Origin of the sequence: Crocosphaera sp. Alani8, assembly GCF_038442745.1 — a bacterium.
Lineage (GTDB): Bacteria > Cyanobacteriota > Cyanobacteriia > Cyanobacteriales > Microcystaceae > Crocosphaera.
In genome coordinates this window covers 14,674-32,388 of the sequence record NZ_JARVCN010000243.1, presented here as the reverse complement: position 1 = coordinate 32,388, position 17,715 = coordinate 14,674, and the positions used below count along the sequence as shown (strand labels likewise).

Genomic DNA, 17,715 nt, shown 5'->3' with positions numbered 1-17,715 from the left:
TCTTTGTCCCCTAACTTTCGGCGAGTCCCCCCAGACTTTTTGAGAAGCTTCATAAACTAGACGAAGTTATCAAACTGTGTGATTTTATAACAATTTTGAGAAAGGGTAAAGTAATCAATACTTTTGAAAACAAAAATATTAATACTCAAAAGTTAGCTAACATGATGATCGGAGAACATCAAGAAACTAATTTAACCAAACAACCTTTATCTTTTCAGGAAACAGTATTAAAGGTTGATAATTTAGTTGCTAAAACTATTAATAATATTTCTTTTCAAATCAAAGCAGGAGAAATCCTGGGAATTGTAGGTGTTGACGGTAACGGACAACAGGAATTAGTATCAGTAATAATGGGCTTAATTAAGCCCCATAAGGGTAAAATTGAGTATAAAAATATTGATATTACCAACTGGACAGTAGAAAAAATAATTAAACAATTATCTATTGCACACATTCCCGAAGATAGAAAAACAATGGGGTTAGTTTCTTCCTTAAATGTTGGTCAAAATTTGATTCTTAAAAAATATTACTGTTATCCTTTTAGCAAATGGAAGATTTTACAGAAAAAAGCCATTAAAATTGTAGAAAATGAAGCCATTCATAACTTCCATATCGGAGGAGTTGAAGCCAATATAAACGTAGGAAAACTATCAGGAGGAAACCAACAAAAAATAATTTTAGCCCGTGAACTATCCAACAATCCACAGTTAATCATCGCCATGCAACCCACCAGAGGATTAGATATCAACGCTACGGAATATATACAACAACAACTGCTAAAAGCAAGAGAAAATGGATCAGCAATATTATATGTTTCCACAGAATTAGAAGAAGTGAGAAAAATGAGCGATCGCCTAGCTATTATTTACAGAGGACAGTTTATGGATACAATCAATCCTAATACAGATTTAGAAAAAATTGGCTTATTAATGATGGGAATTAAACCTACATCTTGCACCTTCGATAAAACTGGCTAGTTTGTAAGTGTTCAGCTATCAACCATCAGCTGAAACATATCAATCCCTATTATCTACTGTGACAGCAATTTTCATTTGCATAGATTACAGAGTAAAAGAAAAATACTCCCCACACTTCCTACCCCTCCCTGTTACTGAGCGAAGTCGAAGTACACTCCCCACCCTCACTCAACCGAGATTTTGATACACCTAATTGAAAACTGCTGTGAGTAGGATTAAACGACTGCTTACTGCTTACTAATTTAAGTTTTTCTATACTGGTGCAAGATATCAGTTAAACCCAAATAAAAAATGGGGATCAACTACTATTGATCCCCATAAATTAGTTATAATAAAAATTACATCGTTCCCCCTAAAAATTCCTCTATTTCTTTGTCTTTTAAATAACAACTGTGGGATTCATCATTATTAGGATTAGCTGTTAGCTTAGGCAAACCACTAACCACTAACTCCCGTTGTTTTGACTTCTCTTCTTGTAATGCTTGAACCTGTTGTTCTAAAGCGTCAATTCTATCCAATAATAATCGAATAACCTTTGCTTCGGAATCGGGTAAGTTTCCGTGTTCTAGAGGATCTACTTTAACCCCAGACTGATAAACGATCCGCCCAGGAATCCCTACAACAGTACAATCAGAAGGAACATTCCGTAGTACTACAGAACCTGCACCAATTCTCACATTATTACCTATATTTAGGTTTCCGAGAACTTTAGCCCCTGCCCCTATGACAACGTTTTTACCAAGGGTAGGATGACGTTTACCGCTTTCTTTTCCCGTTCCCCCAAGGGTGACACCTTGATAAATTAAACTGTAATCTCCCACTTCGGCAGTTTCTCCAATGACTACCCCCATACCGTGGTCAATAAATACACCAGTACCTATAGTTGCTCCTGGATGGATTTCAACACCAGTGAGAAACCTCGCTATATGGGAGATCAAACGAGGTAGAAAAGGTATTCCTCGGCTATGGATTCGGTGAGCAATACGATGGAGTATGATTGCCTGCAACCCAGGATAACAGAAGAGAACCTCTAGCCAATTGCGTGCTGCAGGATCACGGTCAAAAATAATGCGAAAATCGGTGAGGATGGATGATAGCACCAAAGTGAATTCCCTGACTGAAAAATGCGTCTTACATATATCTTATCATCGGAAGAGATGGAAGGCTCATCCAGTTGGTTGATTCTTCTGTCTAATAACGGGTAAATAGTTTTCCAGAGATGTTGATCTCATTCCAAAATTAACAGTTGTTTGAACCATTGGCTTTTTGGTGAACTGACGCAACTCACTTCTCTCAGTCAACTTGCATCAGCTTACCAAGGTTAGGGAACAGATTATCCTAAATTCTCCTCTATACTACTGTTTCTGGCTATTTTTGTCACCCATATTTGTTAAATAACCATAACAATTTATCTTAATAATTAACTTTTCACTTTGTTTTAAAAGCTGCCAAGAGATCCTCAAGCAGGGGGAGTTGCTTATCAATTGGCTCACGAAAACAATCAACTCCAGCTATGATTTGAGGTTGATCATCTTTGATTTGGGCTGTTAAATTTCCTGTCCATAATAGGCAGTAAATGCTCAAGACTATAATTACATAACGTAGACTTATTTTCATAAATTTCTACTCTACAAGTAGTAATATATATCAAGCCAGTATCAATAATTAAGGTAAGTAATTAAAAATTTTATTTATACTATTTAATCAATTTCTTCTACACACAAAGCATCGGCCTCTGGTTGGTTTAATCGAATTAAATTTTCTTTTATTTCTACGAGAATCGGCCAATTTTTTGAGGCCTGGCGAACTAAAATAAACTGTGTCCCTGGAGATAATCCCATAGACAATAATTTACCTTGATAACCTTTAAAAATTTTGTCATATCCCACGATATAACCTATAGTACCAATAGGTAGTTCTCTCAAATAAGTTTTGGCAATTTGTTGCATGGTTTTCCCTTAAAATGTGTGCAGTTTTGGAACAAGGGATAATTTATTAATTATCCCTGTGTGGACTTGGTTTAAAAATCAAAAATTAACTCAAGAAGAATTCATCTTTTTCTCTCCTCCTAACCTCTAAAACGTAAATGTGGTACGAATCGTACCGATAACTAAAGCCTCGTTTCTGTCATCAAAGTCAGGTTCTGTGATGACGACAATACCAGGAGTAATGGCAATATTATCGTTAAGGGGATATTGATAAATAGCCTCGATATGAAAAGAACTATCCCTGTCTGTTCTCCTAAAATCTTCCGGTAAATTAATATCAGCCTTGGATACCCAGGGTTCCATTCCCACAATAATACCCGCCGTATCTCCTTCTTTAAAAGCATCAGGAAATGCCAAGGTAACAGCCCAATTACAAATATCTAATTTACCCCTTTGAACCACATCAAAGTCTGGTCCAATATCGATGGCACCGAGGGTTCTGGTACTGGTAAAACCGCCCCAACCTCCGAATACAAATCGATCCCAAATACGCCAACTTAACTCCACACCGTAGGAGTTATTAACCGTATTCACAGAGGCTTCAAAATCCTCGAATTCTTCTTCAATAAAGGATTGAAAATTAGAGCGACGGGTACCGGTTCCCGAGTCCAAATTATTGTAGCCATGAACGTAAGTAAAGGCTAATTTAAAATTGTCAGTGGGTTCGTAGGCAAACTGTCCGATTAATCCGTAAGGACCATTGAACAAACCTGCCCCTAAATCCGGGTCGTTAGCGTCTGTGGCTAAATAACCCCCACTCCATTCAAAAACCTCGAAAATACGACCTTGGAAGCCAACACCAGGACCTTCAGCCATATAATAGAGAGGATTACGAGTACCAAAGGCAGAAACCGCCCCAGAAGCACCGTCACCATCCAGGAAGTTAACTGTAGGTACAAAGTCATCAAACGCACCTCCCACTGGTTCGATGAACATTCGGATGTTTTCAGCAAGATCGAACTCGTAAATAATCAGTTCTATGGCGAGATCGCTGTCATCAGGCTGAGAAAAACCTAATTCTCCTTCAAAGGTGCCGGTAATATCGGAATATGCTGGTGTAGTACCTGTGGCAAGACGGGTGTACAGTAAGTCATTGCCAGTAAAGGTGGTGTTCAGTTCCAGTCGTCCCCTGTAACCGAAGTTAGTAACTTTGTTAACCTCTTCGGTTCCTCCGTTTCTTTGTCCACTGGTAATACCAGTCAAACCCACCACAAACTCTCCAGTTAATACAGTGGTGGTAGAAAACTGATGATCTTCGAGAAAAGCAACCCTTGATTCCAAGTTATCGACGCGCGCCCCCAAAGCCATTAATTCTTGTTCAAACTCTTGGGCTAATCGTTTCAATTTCTCGATATCTTCCCGTAAAACAGCCACATTTTCCTGAATTAACCTTTCTATGGTGTTCATACAGGCGTTTAAACCAGCGGCAAACTCATAACGGGATAAAGCGCGGTTACCGCGAAAAGTGCGATCGGGATAGCCCACAATGCACCCATACCGTTCCACCAGTCCCCGTAAGGCTTCGTAAGCCCATTCTGTGGGGGAAATATCTTGTAACTCAGAAATGCTAGTTACTTGAGTTAGAGAACTTTGTCTACGACTGGCCGGGTTCAAAAAACCATCTCTGGACTGTCTTAAATGAAAGTTGCGATCGATTTTCGGTAACTGAGGTAGGGTTGATGAGTCTTCCTTTTCTAAAGACACTTCTCTTTGACCCCTAAACTGTCTCAGGGAGGAGTTTTGATCAGGGGCGGCTTGAGTTGTAGTGGTAGAAAACAAAATCATTCCTAAAACTAGGATTAGATTGTTAAACGAAAAAAAACGATTAATCATTAAATTCCTCACACCGATAAAAAGTGATAATGGTTCTCATTATACTTAGTCGTCTTTGAACGGGTAGATCTAGACTAGAAACCCTCTAAGTAATGATTTATATATTTTATCCTTTTGTTCTTTTACCTATCTTTCATACTCCACTACTTCCAACCCCCTCTATTCATGACTTGAACCGCAGTGGCTAAGTTTGGTCCAAAAGTAGCGATGTTGGTGTCGTCTGCTTTAAAAGTGCCAAAACTTTCTAAAACGGGGTCAATTCCTACCCCTTCCACTACTGGATACTCGTTGTTACCCTTAGCAAAAAATTCTTGGGCGGTGTCGCTACTCAAATACTCCAAAAATTTCACTGCATTTTCTGGGTTAGGGGCGTTTTTAACTACTCCTGCGCCACTGATGTTAACGTGGGAACCTCTATCATCTTGGTTCGGGAAAAAGATTTTAACTTTCTCTACCACTTCTTTGATAGCTGGATCATCGTCTTTAGCCATGCGGGCCAGATAATAAGTATTGGCTAGAGTAATATCTGCTACTCCTGCAGCCACATCTTTAATTTGTCCAGTATCGTTACTTTGGGGTTCCCTAGCAAAGTTAGCCACAAAACCTTTCACCCATTCTTCTGTTTTTTCTTCTCCGTGGATCTCGATCAAGGATGCTACTAGGGATTGATTATAAATATTGCTAGAAGGACGAATAATAATCCTCCCTTTCCATTTGGGATCTGCTAAATCTTCGTAAGTGGATAGTTCTTCAGGATTTACATTCTCCTGATTGTACATAATTACTCTCGCCCTTCTAGTAAAGCCGAACCATAAACCCTCTGGGTTCCGTAAAGATGCAGGAATCCTCTCCTCCAATGTGGGTGAACTGGTGGGGGCAAAAATTTCAGCTTCTTGAGCGCGCCAAAGTCTGGCTACATCCACCGTCATAAATACGTCAGCTTGGGTGTTATCCCCTTCGCTTGTAATTCTTTCTATTAGTTCGTCTGCACTGCCTTCTATGAGATTAACTTTAATCCCAGTTTCATCGGTGAACCCATTGTACAATTCGGTATCTGTGTTGTAATGGCGAGAGGAATAGAGGTTGACTTCTCCTGTTACCGGCGTAGGAGCAGGGTTCTGAGTATCATTAGAAGCATTGTCATTATTATTACCGCAACTGGTCACCAGTTGACTGATTCCCACAACCGTAACGGCTGTACCACCACTTAAAAATACTCTTCTTGATAACTTATTCACGATAGCTGAATTATGATTACGATAGATTTTTATTATTGTTCTAACGTATTCTAACACTATTGAAAAATATTATTAATAACTAAATAAAAAATTTTCCTTAAGGGTGGAGTCAAGATTTAGTCAATTTTGCTACAGAAATTATTGAAGATATGGGGGAACACAATGAAGTTGGGGACGAGCATTGTTTTCTTTTGTTCCCCTTTTCTACTTCTAAGAAACTAGAAATTGTCAATTAAAATTCTAATCTGATCTGGTTTCTGACTCCACCGAGTATCGTTCTGTTGGGCCAAGTTGTTGACGAACATCATCAATAGCGTGATTGAGTTGAGCGATTTTATCTTCTAGACGATTACGGGCCATTTCGATAGTTTCTTCAGAACTCAATTTTTCCCGTTTATCCGACTGAAATAATGAGGATTGATCCTCTTCTTCGTTATTATCGATGCGGGATGAAACCACGGCCCCGACAATTCCCCCAACAATTCCCCCCACAATTGTTCCGGTTAAAAATCCGCTTGCAAATCCATTTTGTTGACTCATAATAATTGACCTAAGTATGAAGTGGTGATGGGTAACCTGAGTTCGGAGTTAAGTCTTTATCGACCAGATAATAGGTGTTTGAGACTCCTAAACCGGAGAGATTTTCTCTGAATTTTCTCATATCGAACTCAGATGAGTAATTTTTCTAGGACCAACGCTAATTAAATATTAGGTTCCAAAAGCGCGGTCGCCAGCATCTCCCAAACCAGGAACAATGTAACCCTGTTCATTAATCCCTTGATCAATAATAGCCGTATACACGTTCAAACTGGGATAATGTGTATTTAATTGTTGCAGGGCAGGGGGCGCAGCGACTACAGAAATAATACGGATCAAACTAATATCGGCTTCCCGTTGGGCGATTTCTTTCATGGTAGTCATGATTGATCCCCCAGTGGCTAACATGGGTTCTAAAACTATAATGTGAGTATTTGGGGCGAATTTTTGCGGTAATTTGTTGAGATAACAGCTATTTTCTAGGGTTTTTTCGTCCCTAACTAGACCCAAATGATAAGTAGAAGCCACAGGTAGTAAGGTTTGCGCCCCATCTAACAAAGAAAGTCCCGCCCGTAAAACAGGAATTATAGCCATAGGGACTTGAGGATTGATCAGGGTAGCATTACAAGGGGTTAGAGGGGTGTTAACAGTGGTTTCTAGGGTAGGAAACCAGTAACGGGTTGCCTCGTAGGTTAACCACCGTCCTAACTCGTTCATAGCGGTTTTGAACAACACACTAGGGGTATTGACATCACGGGCAACCCCTAACCAATGTTTAATTAGAGGATGATCGGGAACGTAAACTCGAAGTTGAGGGGGCATGATTTTTCACTGAACGGTGAACACTTGAGGGTTATTTGGAATAACCTTATTCCTGGGATAATTCCTGGAGACGATTTTGGGCTAATTCAAAGGTAGGTTCGATTTCAACGGCTTTTTGATAACTGGCGATCGCTTCCGATGGCTGCCCCATCAGTTCTAAAGCACTGCCTCGGTTGTACCAAACTTGGTAATAGTCGGGCTGTACAGCGAGAATTTGATCCCAACAAACTATAGCTTCTGGCCATTTTTGTAAACTATAAAGGACTTGTCCCTTAGCGTTGAGAGCTTCTACATCTCCGCCGTTGAGGGCTAATACTCGATCAAAACTAGCGATCGCTTCTTCTGCTTGTCCGATGGTTCCTAGCGCGCTACCACGGTTGTGCCAAGCAGGAGCATAACTGGGGTCGAGGGCTAAAGCTTGATCCCAAAGGGCGATCGCTGCTTCTAGATCCCCTAAGTTAGCTTGTTCAACCCCTTGGTTATAGTAGTTTTCCACTGTCTCAGAGGATGCTTCGGGGGGAGGTGGGGGTTGTTGAGCTTCAAAATTGCTAATTAGGGCATCTACCAAGGTTTGAGGATCTGTGGACTCAATGCCTAACTGTTGAGATATTTGGGCTGCTAGTTCTGGGTCCTGTTGTAATCTAAGAGTTAACTCGTCGATGGTTAGGGTTTCTGTTTGAGGGGGTTGGGTAGGAGGAGGGGGAGGATTTTTTCCCAAGCTATCTTCTAGGGTGGGGGATTTGACATCGCTTCTCAATACATCGGTTACTCTTGTATCTGGTCCGGCGTATTCCCAAACAGCACTATCAGCCTCCTTAGTGTAGAGCTTTTTCCCGATATCGTAGGCCGTTTGTCCGATGGGTTCTATTTTTTGAAAGGACTGGGCCAACTCTCCTAAGCGCATCATTCTAGCCGCCAGTTGTAGGTTAGGGGCTGCGGAGGAAATGGCTTTTTCTCCAAACCGTTCTAACCAGGCTACCCATAATTTAGCTTTGCCTCTTTCTCCCAAATCTTCAAAGTACTTGAGAATACGCCCTTCGTGCCATCCGTGGGCGACTCCATCTAGGAGTTGGCTAAACAGAAATTCATAATCTGTATCGCTTAGGGGTTGTTGTAAGGAATTTTTGTTATCTCTCTCTGAACGAGAAGATGACCCAAATACCTGAGCAAAAAATTGTTGTATCCAGTTCCAGAACCGTTTTAGTAAACCCTGCATATTGATATTGATAGACTTGGACGATTGAGAGACAATGCCTGCCATAATGACCCTCAATTATTCTATAGTAATCAGTCATCGGTTGTGAGGGTTAAATGTCAGGGGACTTGACATTCTCCTATTAAACTAAGGCTGTAACAGGAGATTCTTGATTCACAGAAACCTGCATTTTAATAGAAAACTCTGCTAGACAATCCCAGATCAATGCCTGAGATTTTAGCTTTGCTAACAGTTACCTTATCTTCTATCTCAAATAAATTAGACACACAATTTGAAAAGTTTTTTGTTGAATTACTAATTGTGTTTAGAAAGTATATTCTTCGTTAGATTTGGAACAATAATTTTGCACAAAGTTTAGTGTATATACGCAGTTTATTACAGAAATTTAGGTCGTGACTGATTTTGTACGTATTCTTTCCATACTCTAATTAGGTTTTACTTTGCTCACCTTCATTATGTTAGTTTTAATAAATTGAAGGGAATATTAGGATTAGTTAAATGTTACACCCGTTAATTAAAATCGTGAATAGTAAAACAATCCAGCCACTTCAAGAAAAAGATATTTCTAAAAAAACAAGATGGCAAACGCCAGTATTTGTTGATTTTTCTTTGACAAAAAATTGTCAATTTATAGCCAATAAGTTCTTCGTTATAACCTTTTCGAGCCTTCTGTTAATGTTTATTTTAGGGAGCATAACTTATCCTATTATAATTCATCATCTCAGTCATTTATCTTCTGTATCTATGACCCATTCTCATCATCATCACTCCATGGGCTTGCCTCTATTTTCTGTAGGAATTGTTCCTATGGGAGTTATTTCTATAGGAATTGTTCCTATGGGAGTTATTTGTATAGGAATTATTCCTATGGGGTTAATGTCTTTTGGAACCGTAGCCATGGGATTATTATCCATTGGTTTAGTCTCAATGGGAGCGATTTGTAGTGGTTTGGAAACTATGGGTTTGATAAAGTTTCAAGTAAGCAGAAGTAGAAAGCCAGAAGGCAAAAGGCTTAATTGGATAGGGTTCCACACCCCATCCAATTGCGGAAAATCTACAGACAGTGAGGTTCTAATGGACCTTATCTAAAAATATTTTATGGTATGACTGGGGGCTATTTTTGGCTATATTTTACTTGCTTAGATAGACAAAATATCTGATTATTGTCGAGTAATTAACTAACTAGAACTTCAACCAATAATAAGTCCCTGGGCAAAGATAAGCGTTACAGTTGAGATCAAAGAGAAAAAAGGCTTTGTGCGTGAGATGAGCCAAATGGGGTTAGAGGTGGAAACCAAGGCGATTTGTAATCCTCCTTGGAAAGCACAAGTAGGCTCACAGCTATGTTTACATAAGTTTATATAGTTGACTTTATCTTCAATGTCGGGGTGAAGACCCCCGTTACACGAATGTTAGCGGTGGGATGAAACCCCGACCAATAAACTAAACTGCGTAGCATCCATATTTTAGAAACTTCTTGGTGCGGAATGCACTGCCCCTTTCCACCTCGAACTGAATTCGAGGTGGGTCGGCAGTCAAACTAGAAAGTCTTGTGCTAAACTATATTTAGGCTAGTGAAGTTAGCATAAATGTTAGTCCTAGAGTTCAAAGTTAGAGCTAAAAATCATCAATATATAGCCATGGATGAGGCCATACGCACCGCTCAGTTTATCCAGAATAAGTGTTTGCGCTTTTGGATGGATAATGAAAAAGTGAACAAGTATGACCTCAATAAATATTGTCGTGTATTAGCCCATGATTTTGAATTTGCTAACAAGTTAAACTCTCAAGCTAGACAATCTAGTGCCGAAAGATCATCGTCAGCCATTTCTCGTTTTTACGATAACTGTAAACGGAAAGTACCTGGCAAGAAGGGATTTCCAAGATTTAAGAAAAATTGCCGTTCTGTAGAATATAAAACTACAGGATGGAAATTAGACTTAAACACTAGGAAAGCTATTACTTTTACTGACAAAAACAATATTGGTAGAGTCAAGCTAGTAGGTACTTACGATTTACACTTTTACCCGATTGAATCTATAAAAAGGGTCAGGTTAATTCGTAGGGCTGATGGTTACTATTGTCAGTTCATCTTATCAGTGGATGTCAAAGTAGATACTGAACCAGCTAATAGTGTAATCGGCTTAGATGTAGGGTTAGAATCATTTTATACCGACCAAAATGGCAACAAGATTAATAACCCTAGATTCCTCAGAAAAAGGGAGAAGAAACTTAAAAAACTTCAAAGAAGGCTATCAAGAAAAAGGAAGGGGTCTTCTAATAGAAGAAAAGCACGGGCAAGATTAGCTAAGGCTCACCTTAAAATAAGTAGGCAACGTAAAGACTTTGCTGTGAAGTTAGCAAGGTGCGTAATTCACTCTAACGATGTAATTGCCTACGAAGATTTAAGGATTAAAAACTTAGTCAAAAATCATTGTCTAGCTAAATCAATTAACGATGCAGCCTGGTATCAATTTCGAGAATGGCTTGAGTATTTTGGGAAAAAACACGGCAAAATAACTGTTGCTGTCCCCCCTCACTACACTAGCCAAAAATGTTCTAACTGTGGAGAAATAGTTAAAAAATCTCTCTCAACAAGAACTCATATTTGTGCTTGTGGATGTCAGTTAGATCGAGACGAAAACGCTGCACGTAACATCTTAAAACTTGGATTAAGTACCGCAGGGCATTCGGGAACTTCGGTTCGGCTCCGCTCACCGAGCGAAGTCGAGGTGAACGCTTTGGGAGAGGATACCTCTACTTTTTCAGAAGCAATTCTGTCTAAGCAAGTAACCTCTGTGAACAAAGAATCCCCCGTTACAGCGTCAGCTTAACGGTGGGAGTGTCAATTGTGTTTAACTACCTACAATCGTTGAGGATAGATTTACCCTTGCTGCTTGTAATTATTTTATGACAAACTCTTCCCATACGTTGCTGCGACAAATTAAAGTATTAGATCCTGTAGCCAATACCAGTATTATCAATGATGTGTTGTTGGGTTCGGGTATCATTCAAGCCATAGACACCCATCTTGATAATATTCCCCCAGAAACTAATATTCTTGAAGGGAAAAGCCTGATTCTTGCCCCAGGATTGATGGATTTGTATAGTTATAGTGGAGAACCTGGTTATGAAGAAAGGGAAACTCTAGAAAGTTTGGCCGCTTCTGCGGTTGCAGGAGGATTTACCGGTGTCGCTATTCTCCCCCACACCCAACCCCCTGTGGACAATTTGGCTACCCTCAGCTATTTAAAACAGCAAACTCGGTCTATTTCATCAGTAAAATTTGAGTTTTGGGGAACCTTTACCCAAGGAGCAAAAGGGGAACAAATGACGGAATTGGGAGAGTTAGCAAAAGCCGGTGTTATGGGCTTTACCGACAATCGAGGGCTGGAAAATTTAGGGTTACTGAGACGGGTTCTAGAATATCTTAAGCCCCTGAAAAAACCTTTAGCACTGGTGCCTGAGTTTCCTTCCCTAAAAGGGAATGGAGTGATGCGAGAAGGGTATTTTTCCACCACCTACGGATTAACGGGAAATCCCTCCATGACAGAAGCAACTGCAGTAGCCACTATTTTGGAAATGGTAGCAGTTATGCAAACCCCTGTCCATTTGATGCGTATTTCCACCCGTCGCGCCGTGGAACTCATCGCTTGGGGTAAAGCAAGAGGTATTCCTATCACTGCTAGTACTACCTGGATGCACTTATTGCTCGATAGCGAAAATCTTAGCGGTTATAATCCGAATTTACGCTTAGACCCTCCTTTGGGAAACCCTGAAGACCGTCTGGCCTTGATTGAGGGCATTTCTCAAGGAATTATTGATGCGATCGCCGTTGATCATCGGGGTTACACTTACGAAGAAAAAACAGTTCCCTTTGCCGAAGCTCCCTCCGGGGCCATCGGATTACAATTAGTATTACCTTTGTTATGGCAAACTTTAGTAGAAAAAGGTTCTTTATCCCCTCTACAATTATGGAAAGCTTTGAGTAGTAATCCAAGAAAGTGTCTAGGCAAAGTTGTTAACCCCATCAAAGCAGGCCATCCCCTAGAATTGATTATTTTTGACGCAAAAAAAACCTGGACTGTGAGTCCATCTACCCTAAAATCTCTAAATCATAATACCTTTTGGTTAGGACAAGAAATCCAAGGACAAGTGATAAGAATTTAGACTCACATATTGCACCTGCGTCATAAAGTTTTGCTGAGGTTAGGGTGTGGGGTATAACCTGAGTTCGGTGTTAGGAGTTAAGTTTTCTTGTACTTTTGCAAGATTTCAGGTATAACCAAATCTGACTTATCTATCACCTACATCTGTAACCAACTACTAACTGCACCGGGTACAGGGAGTAAAATTATGATTAGCAATACTAGAGAAAATAGACCGATAAAGTCCCGCACATCGTCCAATTCTGTAACATCATTAAGGGCAGGTTGATCTGTAAGGGGCATCAACCACAATAAGATAGCCCAAACTAAAAATTCTGGTCTAATCATGGCTAATACTAGCATAAGAATGCGAGTTAATTGACCCACGATAATGCCAGTTTTTTGACCAAACATAGCATGGACAATGTGACCCCCATCTAACTGTCCCACGGGCATTAAATTGAGTGCTGTAACAATTAATCCGATGTATCCAGCCACAGCTAAAGGATGAAGATGAAGGGCTTTTCCAGCCACGAAGCTACTGCCTAAAACCAATTTAACTAAAATAGCAAAGAGAAAAGAAAAACGAGGATCGAGAGCTTCGACATTTAGTAAAGAAGCATTTTCTGCCGTGGGTAGAGGAACAATCTCTGATAAAGAAATTCCCCATAATAATAAAGGAAGAGTAATAATAAATCCCCCTAAAGGACCAGCAACAGAGACATCGAATAAAGCTTTACGATGGGGAACTGGAGATCTCATTTGAATGAATGCACCAAAAGTTCCCAAGAAAAAAGGAATAGGAATAAAATAAGGCAAAGTCGTGGCAATTTTATAGCGAACTGCAGTGAAATAATGGCTCAATTCGTGAATTCCTAAAATAGTAATCAACCCTAAACTATAAGGTAATCCTTCCAATAAAAGGCTAGGGGTATTATTTAGGCTTTCTTGGGGAACCCCTGCCATGGAAACTGTCCCAATCATTGTAGTGGTTAATAGGGTCAGTAATAACAATCCCAGAGCAAACAAAGGACGTTTTAACTTTTCTTTATTGTCGCTTATTTGTTCCTCGTTTTGTGACCAAGGGTTAGGTACTAAAGCAAAAAAAGGCTTTCCCTGTAAACCTTCTTGAAAGAGGATTAAAAAGCGATCTCCAAAAACCTGTTCAATATTTTTCTTAATAGATTGATAGGCTTTTTCTGGGGCGGTGCGAAGTTTTCCTCGACAAAGAATCGCTTGAGGACGATAATCTAGATTCTGTAAATAATAGACTCCCCAAGGAAAACAATCTCGTAGGGATTTTTCTTCTGTTGCTGTGATTGGTCGAATTATTTCGCTTTCTTGAGGGGTTTTTTCTAAGTTTATGGGTTGTGTAGGCGAGTCTTGACTAGTTGGTTTAGTTTGCTCTGAGGCAGGAATTTTCCCTAGTCGGATTAACCAAACATAGAGGACAAAACAAATCACCAAAGGAACAATAATCCACAAAATAGGCATTTGTTGATCCTCCCCGTTTATTTCATACCAGATCGTCCACACTGCTGCCGGCATCATCATCACTGACCAAATAATCCAGATGGGTGTGCGGGTGACAGGAGCAACGGTTTTTTTAGCGAGATAGTATGTAATTCCGCCTAAAATAATTAATAGTAACCACATATTGAGAGTTGAACTTGATATTGAGGGTCTTCCTTGAGAAAATTAACCACTGCAAGGATATTACGGAAATATGAGCTATGGCACTACATATTATGATTAAAGGGTTAGGGAGATTCTTTGTTACCTTGGGGTGATAGTTCAAGACACAAATAATGCCCTAGCCAATTTCTGTACCGCTATATATTTCTATTGTAAGGAAGTTGTTCCCAGAAATGAATTTAAAGAGTATTAAAAGTCCTAAACCTCCTCGTCTGCTACTAGAAGATTTATTTGCTTTCGCCCCTAATGTGGAGATTTTAGGGGGAACATCCTATTTTATTGTAGAAAAGTCTGGGAACGTCTTGATAGATTGTCCTGTGTATCACCAGGATTATATTGACTTTCTCAGGGAAAACGGTGGAGTCAAATGGCTGTTTTTGACCCATCGTGGGGGGATGAGTGCCTCTGTGAAGTCTTGGCAGAAAGTTTTAGGGTGTCAGATTATTATTCAAGAACAGGAGGCCTATCTTTTACCAAATATGGGGGTTTCTTCTTTCGAGAGGGAAATATCCATCGCCGAAAACATAACCCTTATTTGGACTCCTGGCCACTCCACGGGATCTTCTTGTCTCTATTGGGGACGACACGGGGGAGTCTTGTTTACGGGACGACATTTACTTCCCGATCGCCAGGGTGATCCAGCTCCGTTGAGGTTGGATAAAACCTTTCACTGGGGTCGTCAGTTACAAAGCGTTGCTCAATTATGCGATCGCTTTTCCTCGGATAACCTTGATTATATCTGCCCTGGGGCGAATACTCGCTTGCTAAGAGACACTGGGTTAATCCATAATGCTTATGAGCGTCTCAGGAATCGAACCGGCAAAGCATAACTTAAATCTTAATTTTCTGCTTTATTGCCAATTTTTTTAATATTTTTTGATAGACTGTAACATATAGAAATACTTTACTCATAAAAGCATTAGGAGAACACAAACTCATGGCAGGATTATTCGGATTATTTGGCGGTCGTAAAGGGCAAGACCAAGGCCAACCACAGAACAAGGAAGCTTTTTTCTTAGACAATGACACAGCTAAAACCCTTGGTGACACCAAGTTTATGCGTACCCCCATTACCATTAAGCGTACTTTTGCTAACGGTGGTGAGTTAGTTCAGGAAATTTCTTCTTTAGAGAAGAAAAAAGCGGGAAAAAGCAACATTCCTCCTAAGCAAATTCAGTCTCCCACCAGCTCTCAATCTACAACTCCTGCTAGTACAGAACGCCGTAAAACTGATACTAGCATGGATATGTTCCGTGATATGGCTCGTAACATCAAGAGATAGAGATCATTGGTTGTATTCAACCTGTTCCGACTTTCAATAATAGCGGTATAAAAGCCTGATTTGGTCTGTAGTTCAATTTTTATTGAATTTCTCACCGAGTCAGGTTTAGTATTCTACTGTCAAAAATCAGAAAAATTTTAACTAGAAAATCTGCCTAATCAACCTTAGACAGATAACCAAAAGCTAAATCTAAATATAAGTTAAGTTTAGTTATTTATGGCGAGCATAATCATCTTGGAAACGAATAATATCGTCTTCTCCTAGATATTCACCGTTTTGAACTTCAATCAAGATGAGTTTGATTACTCCAGGGTTTTCTAAACGATGGGAGGTACACTGAGGAACGTAGGTGGATTGATTAGCCGCTAGAATCTCCTCTTTATCCCCACAAGTCACTTTAGCGGTACCAGAAACAACGATCCAGTGTTCGCTGCGGTGGTGGTGCATTTGTAAACTAAGACGATGACCAGGATTAACTTCAATACGTTTAATTTTATAACCAGGTCCTTCTTCTAGGGTAGTAAAGGAACCCCAGGGACGCATTTCGGTAGCGGCAACCCCTGTATGAGCAACAGAAAAAGGCACTGTTGCAACTTCACTTTTTTTATTCTCTTTGGCCTGAACCATAATATCCTCTAACAATACAAAAGCTAAATTTAAAAAAATCAAACCAACTGAGCAACACAATAACACAGATTTACAAAAATGACTGTGATCTGAGGAAATTTAGATTGTCTTAAAAATTGCCAGGAAAATTACAACAAAAGTCCTGCGATGCAAGCGGTCATAAAACAAGCTAACGAGCCGGCTATCATGGTTCTTAGTCCTAACTTAGCTAAATCCGGTTGACGGTTGGGAGCAATTGCTGCTATACCTCCTATCTGAATACCTATGGTTCCTAAGTTGGAAAAGCCACATAATGCGTAAGTGGCGATGATTTGACTGCGTTGGGAAATGATATTTCCTTCCATTAAGGTTTTAAGATCGAGATAAGCAATAAATTCGTTTAAAATCGTTTTTTTTCCTAATAAAATTCCTACTTGTAAGCAATCTTCCCAAGGTATTCCCATTAACCAAGCGACGGGAGCAAGTAAATAAGAAAAAATCACTTCTAAGGATAGGTTAGCTAATCCAATCGATTGTCCGATGATTTCTAAAACACCGTTAACTAAAGCAACTAATCCTAAAATAGCAATTAACATAGCTCCTACATTTAAAGCTAATTTTAGTCCGTCTAATGCTCCATTGGTGGCTGCATCGATGGCATTAGTGTAAGGACTTTCAACTTCAGTAATGACCTGATCTTTTGTTTCAGACTTGTCGGTTTCAGGACACATTATTTTAGATATTACTAGGGCTACGGGTGCAGACATTACTGAGGCAGAAATGAGATGAGTTGCAGAAATTCCCATCGATATATAAGCCGCCATTAACCCACCAGCAATTGTGGCAAATCCCCCTGTCATGATAGCGTGCAATTCTGATATAGTTAGGGATTTTATATAGGGTTTAATCATCAAAGGAGCTTCAGTACAACCGACAAAAATATTGGAAGCACAACTTAAAGTTTCTGCACCAGATGTTTTCATGGTACGCATCATGATCCAGCTAATCGTACCAACAATACGGGGTAAAATTCTGTAGTGGTATAAAATAGCAATAAAAGAAGCGAAAAATATAATAGTGGGTAAAACTTTAAAAGCAATAAAATGTTCTGCAAAACTTTCCCCAAAGACAAATTCTGCTCCCACGTCGGAGTAATCTAAAAAAGTTTTCACTATAGTACCTAACCATTCAAAAACAGCTAAACCAAAAGATGTCTTTAAAATAAAAATAGCGAGTGTAAATTGCAATCCTAATCCCCAAGCAATTGTATTCCAACGAATAGCTAAACGTTGATAAGATATTAAATAAGCAAATCCAAGAAAACTAATTAGACCCAATAAAGATATTAAGCGTTCCATAATTTTTTCATGAAG

16 protein-coding genes are annotated in these 17,715 nt (G+C 39.6%); 6 read left to right on the top strand and 10 right to left on the bottom strand.

Annotated features, from left to right (window positions below):
• Window positions 1–95: 95 nt before the first annotated feature.
• Window positions 96–977, top strand: coding sequence for an ATP-binding cassette domain-containing protein (locus tag P9B04_RS14375; RefSeq protein WP_342055669.1), 882 nt, complete (start codon window positions 96–98; stop codon window positions 975–977).
• Window positions 978–1,315: 338 nt separating this feature from the next.
• Here P9B04_RS14375 and cysE read toward each other — a convergent pair whose 3' ends face one another.
• The 7 genes from cysE to P9B04_RS14340 form a co-directional block, all read right to left on the bottom strand.
• Window positions 1,316–2,077: a serine O-acetyltransferase gene (gene cysE / locus P9B04_RS14370; RefSeq protein WP_342055668.1), complete on the bottom strand. Its 762-nt coding sequence runs from the start codon at window positions 2,075–2,077 to the stop codon at window positions 1,316–1,318.
• Between the two features lie 600 nt (window positions 2,078–2,677).
• Window positions 2,678–2,926, bottom strand: a complete 249-nt coding sequence (locus P9B04_RS14365; RefSeq protein ID WP_342055667.1) for a FeoA family protein — start codon at window positions 2,924–2,926, stop codon at window positions 2,678–2,680.
• A gap of 126 nt (window positions 2,927–3,052) precedes the next feature.
• Window positions 3,053–4,798 (bottom strand): iron uptake porin, encoded by a 1,746-nt coding sequence (locus P9B04_RS14360; RefSeq protein ID WP_342055666.1) that lies wholly within the window; start codon window positions 4,796–4,798, stop codon window positions 3,053–3,055.
• A gap of 143 nt (window positions 4,799–4,941) precedes the next feature.
• The gene (locus P9B04_RS14355) at window positions 4,942–6,039 is read right to left on the bottom strand and encodes a Fe(3+) ABC transporter substrate-binding protein (RefSeq protein ID WP_342055673.1); all 1,098 of its coding nucleotides are present in this window, start codon (window positions 6,037–6,039) and stop codon (window positions 4,942–4,944) included.
• A 237-nt stretch (window positions 6,040–6,276) separates the two neighbouring features.
• On the bottom strand, window positions 6,277–6,576 hold the full coding sequence (locus P9B04_RS14350; protein ID WP_342055665.1) for a hypothetical protein: 300 nt from the start codon (window positions 6,574–6,576) through the stop codon (window positions 6,277–6,279).
• A 168-nt stretch (window positions 6,577–6,744) separates the two neighbouring features.
• On the bottom strand, window positions 6,745–7,395 hold the full coding sequence (upp, locus tag P9B04_RS14345; RefSeq protein ID WP_342055664.1) for a uracil phosphoribosyltransferase: 651 nt from the start codon (window positions 7,393–7,395) through the stop codon (window positions 6,745–6,747).
• A gap of 46 nt (window positions 7,396–7,441) precedes the next feature.
• Window positions 7,442–8,611, bottom strand: coding sequence for a tetratricopeptide repeat protein (locus P9B04_RS14340; protein WP_342055672.1), 1,170 nt, complete (start codon window positions 8,609–8,611; stop codon window positions 7,442–7,444).
• Between the two features lie 522 nt (window positions 8,612–9,133).
• Here P9B04_RS14340 and P9B04_RS25190 point away from each other — a divergent pair.
• The 3 genes from P9B04_RS25190 (at window position 9,134) to P9B04_RS14325 (ending at window position 12,781) form a co-directional block, all read left to right on the top strand.
• Window positions 9,134–9,700, top strand: a complete 567-nt coding sequence (locus P9B04_RS25190) for a hypothetical protein (RefSeq protein ID WP_446718006.1) — start codon at window positions 9,134–9,136, stop codon at window positions 9,698–9,700.
• Window positions 9,701–10,200: 500 nt separating this feature from the next.
• Window positions 10,201–11,445 (top strand): RNA-guided endonuclease InsQ/TnpB family protein, encoded by a 1,245-nt coding sequence (locus P9B04_RS14330; RefSeq protein ID WP_342055663.1) that lies wholly within the window; start codon window positions 10,201–10,203, stop codon window positions 11,443–11,445.
• Between the two features lie 76 nt (window positions 11,446–11,521).
• Entirely contained in the window at window positions 11,522–12,781 is a 1,260-nt protein-coding gene (locus P9B04_RS14325; protein WP_342055662.1) for a dihydroorotase, read from the top strand.
• 137 nt (window positions 12,782–12,918) lie between these two features.
• Here P9B04_RS14325 and P9B04_RS14320 read toward each other — a convergent pair whose 3' ends face one another.
• Entirely contained in the window at window positions 12,919–14,415 is a 1,497-nt protein-coding gene (locus P9B04_RS14320; RefSeq protein WP_342055661.1) for a site-2 protease family protein, read from the bottom strand.
• Between the two features lie 212 nt (window positions 14,416–14,627).
• Between P9B04_RS14320 and P9B04_RS14315 the strand changes: the two genes are divergently transcribed.
• Together P9B04_RS14315 and P9B04_RS14310 are read left to right on the top strand one after the other, a co-directional pair.
• Window positions 14,628–15,284 (top strand): MBL fold metallo-hydrolase, encoded by a 657-nt coding sequence (locus tag P9B04_RS14315; RefSeq protein ID WP_342055660.1) that lies wholly within the window; start codon window positions 14,628–14,630, stop codon window positions 15,282–15,284.
• A gap of 107 nt (window positions 15,285–15,391) precedes the next feature.
• Complete coding sequence (locus P9B04_RS14310) at window positions 15,392–15,736, top strand: hypothetical protein (protein ID WP_342055659.1); 345 nt, start codon at window positions 15,392–15,394, stop codon at window positions 15,734–15,736.
• A gap of 210 nt (window positions 15,737–15,946) precedes the next feature.
• On the opposite strand, the gene P9B04_RS14305 is transcribed toward P9B04_RS14310, so the two are convergent.
• Window positions 15,947–16,363 carry a phosphomannose isomerase type II C-terminal cupin domain gene (locus P9B04_RS14305; RefSeq protein WP_446718005.1) on the bottom strand — a complete coding sequence of 139 codons (417 nt, stop codon included), beginning with the start codon at window positions 16,361–16,363 and terminating at the stop codon, window positions 15,947–15,949.
• Between the two features lie 128 nt (window positions 16,364–16,491).
• Window positions 16,492–17,700, bottom strand: coding sequence for a NupC/NupG family nucleoside CNT transporter (locus tag P9B04_RS14300; protein ID WP_342055658.1), 1,209 nt, complete (start codon window positions 17,698–17,700; stop codon window positions 16,492–16,494).
• Window positions 17,701–17,715: the final 15 nt, after the last annotated feature.